Raw genomic sequence first — 2,781 nt, forward strand, 5'->3', positions numbered from 1 at the left:
AGGCCGTCGGTTCAAATCCGGCCCCCGCAACCAACAAATTCTAAAGCCCTGATTTAAGAAAATCAGGGCTTTTCTCTTTACAGTTTAACTCGCTATGATGATCTCAATTAGATCATCTTTTTCTATGCTATAATCCCTCAAAATTTTCAAAATCGGTACCTAAATGAAACAATTATTTGCAACGACTTCTCGTGGCTTTGAAGAATTATTAAAAGTTGAACTTACTGAACTTGGCGCGCAAGAGGCAAAAGTGGTTCAAGGTGGCGTTCATTATCAAGCTGATGATGAAACTTTATACCGCACTTTGCTTTGGTCACGCCTTGCTTCACGCATTTTATTTCCTTTGATTGAAACCAAAATTTACAGTGATTTAGATCTTTATGCAGCTGTTTCAGGTTTTAATTGGTTAGCGCAATTTGATGAACGAGTTACCTTCTTTGTTGATTTTAATGGAACCAACCAGGAAATTCGTCATACTCAATTTGGTGCAATGCGCGTTAAAGATGGAATTGTCGATTACTTTGAACGTCAAGGTAAAACTCGCCCTGATGTAGATAAAATTCAGCCGGACGTACGTATTCATGCTTATTTGAATCGTGAAAATTTAGTGATTTCTTTAGATTTAAGTGGGGAAGCATTACATTTGCGAGGCTATCGTGAAGATGCAGGTCAAGCGCCTTTACGTGAAACTCTAGCTGCAGCGATTGTTATGCGTTCAGGTTGGCAAGCGGGTTCTCCATTAGTAGATCCAATGTGTGGTTCAGGTACGCTTTTAATTGAAGCAGCACAAATGGAAGCCAAAATTGCACCGCAACTTTATCGTTTACATTGGGGATTTGATTTTTGGAAAGCGCATAATCAATCTGCTTGGGAAAAAGTAAAAAATGAAGCGATTGAATTAGTAGAAGAAAAACAAAGTGAAATTCAACCGCACTTTTATGGATTTGACCTCGATCACCGCGTATTAAAAAAGGCGCAGAAAAATGCACAAAATGCAGGCGTTTCACATTTAATTAAATGGCAACAAGGTGATGTTGCAGCGTTAAAAAATCCTCGTTTAAATGAAGTCGGTACGGTTATCTGTAATCCACCTTATGGTGAACGTTTAGGAACAACACCAGCTTTAATCGCGCTCTATTCTGTATTTGGGCAAAGACTTAAAAAAGAATTTTGCGATTGGAATGTTTCTGTTTTTAGTAGCGAATCCACATTGCTTGATTGTTTGAGAATGCGTGCCAGCCGACAGTTTAAAGCAAAAAATGGCCCACTAGATTGTGTGCAGAAGAATTATCAAGTTTCAGAACGAAAATCTGACGAGATTACAGCTGAAAATGAACTGGAATTTAACCGCACTTCGGAGGTGGCAACCGATTTTGCTAATCGATTACAAAAAAATATTAAGAAAATTAGTAAATGGGCAAAGCAGCAAGGATTAGACGCTTATCGTTTATATGATGCCGATTTGCCTGAATATAATTTAGCCGTCGATCGTTATACTGATTACATTGTTGTGCAAGAATATGCAGCGCCGAAAAATATTGATGAAAATAAAGCGCGTCAACGTTTATTAGATGCGGTTACTGCAACTTTGCACGTTACAGGTGTCGAAACAAATAAGTTGATCCTTAAAGTTCGTCAGAAACAAAAAGGTACCAACCAATATGAGAAATTAGCCAATAAAGGTGAATACTTTTATGTAAATGAATATGGCGCGCAACTTTGGGTAAATTTGACAGATTATTTAGACACTGGCTTATTCTTAGATCACCGTTTAACAAGAAAAATGATTGGAGAGTTGGCAAAGGGTAAAGATTTCTTGAACTTATTTGCTTATACTGGCTCAGCAACTATTCATGCAGCACTTGGTGGTGCTAAATCGACAACTACCGTTGATATGTCCAATACTTATCTTAATTGGGCGGAGCAAAATCTTATTTTGAATGATATTGAAGGTAAACAACATAAATTGATTCAAGCAGATTGCCTTCAATGGTTAGAAAAATGTGATCGTCAATTCGATTTGATATTTGTGGATCCACCGACGTTTTCAAATTCTAAACGTATGGAAGAGAGTTGGGATGTTCAACGAGATCATGTGAAATTGATGAGCAATCTAAAACGAGTTTTGTCGAATAATGGCACAATTGTTTTTTCGAATAATAAACGTGGATTCAAAATGAATTTAGTTGCGTTGGAAGAATTAGGTTTAAGTGCGGTAGAAATTTCGCATAAAACGTTACCTCTAGATTTTGAACGTAATAAACAAATTCATAATTGTTGGATGATTCAACATATATAATGATTTCCCAAGTTGTAAAAATAGTCGAAAAAATAGTGAATTTTAAACAAACTGAATAAAAAACTATCGCTCAAACATTTTTTTTCAAAAAGTGCTAGACAAGGTTTTGTTAAATCATTAATATACGCCTCCGCAACGACGCAATAACGCGTTCGTAGCTCAGTTGGATAGAGCGTTGGCCTCCGGAGCCAAAGGTCGCAAGTTCGAATCTTGTCGAGCGCGCCAGGTCAGTGCAACAACAACTTTTAATGGTGGCTATAGCTCAGTTGGTAGAGCCCTGGATTGTGATTCCAGTTGTCGTGGGTTCGAATCCCATTAGCCACCCCATCTTATCTTTATAAGATCTGACGGCGAGTAGCGCAGCTTGGTAGCGCAACTGGTTTGGGACCAGTGGGTCGTAGGTTCAAATCCTATCTCGCCGACCACTTTATTTTGCTCTTTAACAATGTATCAGACAATCTGTGTGGGCACTTGTTGATTGA

Annotated in this window: 1 protein-coding gene and 4 tRNA genes (1 of these 5 cut by a window edge); all 5 read left to right on the forward strand. The window is 38.1% G+C overall.

Features of this window, described 5'->3' with window-relative positions; all coding sequences use genetic code 11:
* Positions 1 to 33 (forward strand) — tRNA-OTHER (locus HMPREF9096_RS0108725) (it extends 42 nt beyond the left edge of the window).
* A gap of 130 nt (positions 34 to 163) precedes the next feature.
* Positions 164 to 2,299, forward strand: coding sequence for a bifunctional 23S rRNA (guanine(2069)-N(7))-methyltransferase RlmK/23S rRNA (guanine(2445)-N(2))-methyltransferase RlmL (gene rlmKL, locus HMPREF9096_RS04745; protein WP_009500394.1), 2,136 nt, complete (start codon positions 164 to 166; stop codon positions 2,297 to 2,299).
* 148 nt (positions 2,300 to 2,447) lie between these two features.
* Positions 2,448 to 2,524 (forward strand) — tRNA-Arg (locus tag HMPREF9096_RS04740).
* Between the two features lie 26 nt (positions 2,525 to 2,550).
* A tRNA-His gene (locus HMPREF9096_RS04735) sits at positions 2,551 to 2,626 on the forward strand.
* A 21-nt stretch (positions 2,627 to 2,647) separates the two neighbouring features.
* A tRNA-Pro gene (locus HMPREF9096_RS04730) sits at positions 2,648 to 2,724 on the forward strand.
* The last annotated feature ends 57 nt before the right edge of the window (positions 2,725 to 2,781 follow it).

The organism is Haemophilus sp. oral taxon 851 str. F0397 (assembly GCF_000242295.1).
Classification (GTDB): domain Bacteria; phylum Pseudomonadota; class Gammaproteobacteria; order Enterobacterales; family Pasteurellaceae; genus Haemophilus.

Bases quoted from the DNA above. Each gene is read 5' to 3' on its own strand.
- rlmKL (WP_009500394.1), top strand. From the start codon at position 164: ATGAAACAATTATTTGCAACGACTTCTCGTGGCTTTGAAGAATTATTA.